A 3,008-nucleotide genomic window follows, 5' to 3' on the forward strand; every position below is an offset into this window, starting at 1 on the left:
TCCGCCTGGCGAAGGATGGCAAGGATTTGTGGTTCGCTGAATCTGCTCGTCTTCATTAAAATCTCCTCGATCATATAGCCCGAGAAAATTCTACTTTTGAAGCCCGTTATTTGGTGGGGGGATTACCACGGTGACGGTGGGCACGATCCATGGCGGCACTGGACGCAACACGGTTCCGGAAGAATGCCGCTTGCAGGTTGACCTGCGTTTGCCGGATAGTGCCACCGCAGACGAAATTCTGGCGAAGATCAATGCAATGACGCCGGAAGACCTAGGCGGCGTGGACGAATTTGAGCCAGTATCTTGCGGTAGCAATATGAACCATGCTGATGAAGCTCTCGGCGAGTTGGTCGTATCGAGTAGCAATGGCGCGGTTGATTTTCAGTCTGCCAAACATCCGTTCGATTAGGTTGCGCTGTTTATACAGCGTGCGATCATATTCAATCTTCACGCGGCGGTTTGCTCTGCCAGGAATGACGGGCTTGATATTGCGGCTGGCAAGATCATCACGAATGGCATCCGCATCATATCCCTTGTCAGCAAGAAGCGCCTGTGGCGCTTGCTCGGGTAAGCTGATCAGAGTGTCGTAAGCCTTGCAATCTGCGGCTTCGCCAACCGTCAGATGGAAGGCAAGCGGTCTTCCTCTGGCATCAGCCAGACAGTGAAGTTTACTGGTGAACCCGCCCCGCGAGCGGCCAAGAGCGCGTCGATGAATCCCCCCTTTCCGCCCGCTGCCGAAATATGGGCCCGAACTGTGGTGCTATCGATGCTGTAGTGGCCGCTGTCAGCCATGATCTCAGCGAGCGTGATCGAAACAGCCTCCCAGACCCCGGCTTCGCTCCAACGCCGAAACCGCCGATAGATCGTATTCCAATTGCCGTATTTGGGTGGGACATCCCGCCAAGGCGTCCCGCAGCGAAGTCTCCAAAGTATGCCGTTGATGATCGCACGATTTTGCTCCGGACGACGACCGCGTCCCCGATTGACTGCTTCAATCGGCAATAAATCCTTCAGAACACGCCATTCGGATTCGCTCAGATCGCCTCGGCTCATGACTGCCTCCAAAAAGCAGTCTTGAATCAAGCTGCGATCAATTCGTCAACCAATTCGTCCACGCCGCCTAGATATCAGCTTTGAGATCGAGGCATTTCTTAATCGACCACCTTTTGCGCAAAGCGAGCAGGGTCGGGCGCTATTCGACGAAGCGGCGCGGATCGCGCAGGCGCTTGGCATTCACCTCGAAGGTATGGAAACGGGTGGCGGATCGGACGGTAATTTCACAGCAGCTATTGGAGTTCCTACACTTGATGGTCTTGGTGCAGATGGCGCTGGTGCTCATACATATAATGAGCATGCTCTGATATCAAGCATTGTGCCACGAACCGCACTTCTTGCAAATCTCATCTTGGCACTACAGAAACGCTCCTGCGTCCGGATTTCGGAGGGCGCATAAAAGAGCAAAGCTCAGCATGTGGCACAGTTGATCACGCTCCTTGTTGCATCGCTGGGTCGCAAATGCCGATTTCAAATCGCTGGAGCAGTTCCAGCGAGAGGTGCCGCATCCTTCTTCGCCCACTCACTGGGCTTCCAATGCACCGGCTGATCTCCTATGTTTCGGCATCCTTTTTCTCATTTCGCTGGACGACTCCAAAACATGAGCATGCTCTTCACTTCCATCTCAACAGGCAGCCTTTCAATGCCGAACCGCGTGGTTATCGCTCCGATGTGCCAATATTCAGCCGAAGAAGGTCGGATGACGAGCTGGCATATGATACATCTTGGTCAACTTGCATTATCGGGAGCGGGGCTTTTGACCATTGAGGCCACCGCTGTTAGCCCCGAAGGACGCATCACCTATGGCGATGTTGGCCTGTGGGATGATGTGACCGAAGCGGCCATGGTTCCTGTTCTGGAGGCAATCCGGCAATGGTCTGACATCCCGGTTGCGATTCAGCTTGCCCATGCCGGACGCAAAGCGTCGACCGAGAAGCCGTGGCTCGGTAGCGGGCAAATCCGGCCCGATCAGCCAAATGGTTGGCAGACTGTTGCACCCAGTAGGCTACCTTTCGCTCCGGATGACCATGCACCCGAAGCCTTGGACAAGGCAGGGATGGAGCGCATCCGTGATGCCTTCGTTGAGGCGGCACGCCGTAGCGTGCGATTAGGCATTGATGCTATCCAGTTACACGCAGCACACGGTTACTTGCTGCATCAGTTTCTCTCACCTTTGTCGAACCATCGGGAGGACGCTTATGGTGGCAGCCTTGAAAACCGCTTGCGCTTTCCGCTGGAAGTTTTCGAAGCTGTAAAAGCCGCTGTTCCGAATGATTACCCGGTTTCTGTCCGAGTTTCGGGGACGGATTGGGTGGATGGCGGCTGGGATATCGATCAGACCGTCACCTTTGCACAGGCATTACAGGTTCGCGGCTGCGCGGCCATTCATGTGTCCAGCGGCGGATTGGACACTCGCCAGAAGATCTCGCTTGCTCCAGGCTATCAGGTACCGCTGGCTCGTGCGGTCAAGTCGGCAGTCGACATACCAGTGGTAGCGGTGGGAATGATCACGGACTTCGAACATGCGGAATCAATTGTGGCAACAGGTGACGCCGATATGATCGCACTTGCACGAGGAGTTCTTTACGATCCACGCTGGCCCTGGCATGCGGCGGCACATCTCGGTGCGCAGATTGGGGCAGCTCCGCAGTATCTGCGCTGCGAGCCCCGCACCCACCGTCAATTGTTTCAGCCCCGATAATATGATTATCGGGCAAGGCAAAGCCTGCTTCTGCCGTCGTAAAGTCGGCAGAGGCATGAGTGGTTTAGTCGCAAATTTTTAAGTGGGGTATAAGCGGCCTTATCTCCGGACACAGTTATGCAGCGTGCTCCGCAAACACCTCGAATGGCGACCGATTTTCATTAGCGAATTGCTTCTTACCGATCATATGAGCAACTTCGATGCCAGCGATTGTAGCAGACGCTGAATCAAAGGCTTTGAAGCCTAACATGTG

The 3,008-nt window shown here is 54.8% G+C and carries 2 protein-coding genes and 3 pseudogenes; 3 read left to right on the forward strand and 2 right to left on the reverse strand.

What is annotated here, in order from left to right; translation table 11 throughout:
* Positions 1–136: 136 nt before the first annotated feature.
* Positions 137–247, forward strand: a pseudogene (locus tag F9K94_RS25045) (peptidase dimerization domain-containing protein); the annotation flags it as partial.
* A 24-nt stretch (positions 248–271) separates the two neighbouring features.
* On the opposite strand, the pseudogene F9K94_RS24995 reads toward F9K94_RS25045, so the two are convergent.
* Positions 272–1,053 (reverse strand): annotated as a pseudogene (locus F9K94_RS24995) (IS5 family transposase).
* A gap of 85 nt (positions 1,054–1,138) precedes the next feature.
* Between F9K94_RS24995 and F9K94_RS24160 the strand changes: the two are divergent.
* Together F9K94_RS24160 and F9K94_RS24165 are read left to right on the forward strand one after the other, a co-directional pair.
* Entirely contained in the window at positions 1,139–1,453 is a 315-nt protein-coding gene (locus F9K94_RS24160; protein ID WP_231771651.1) for a M20/M25/M40 family metallo-hydrolase, read from the forward strand.
* Positions 1,454–1,654: 201 nt separating this feature from the next.
* Positions 1,655–2,755 (forward strand): NADH:flavin oxidoreductase/NADH oxidase, encoded by a 1,101-nt coding sequence (locus F9K94_RS24165; RefSeq protein WP_151610739.1) that lies wholly within the window; start codon positions 1,655–1,657, stop codon positions 2,753–2,755.
* 115 nt (positions 2,756–2,870) lie between these two features.
* Here F9K94_RS24165 and F9K94_RS24170 read toward each other — a convergent pair.
* Positions 2,871–3,008: pseudogene (locus F9K94_RS24170) on the reverse strand (IS6 family transposase); the annotation flags it as partial.

The sequence above is a fragment of the Brucella tritici genome, from assembly GCF_008932285.1.
GTDB classification, from domain to species: domain Bacteria; phylum Pseudomonadota; class Alphaproteobacteria; order Rhizobiales; family Rhizobiaceae; genus Brucella; species Brucella tritici.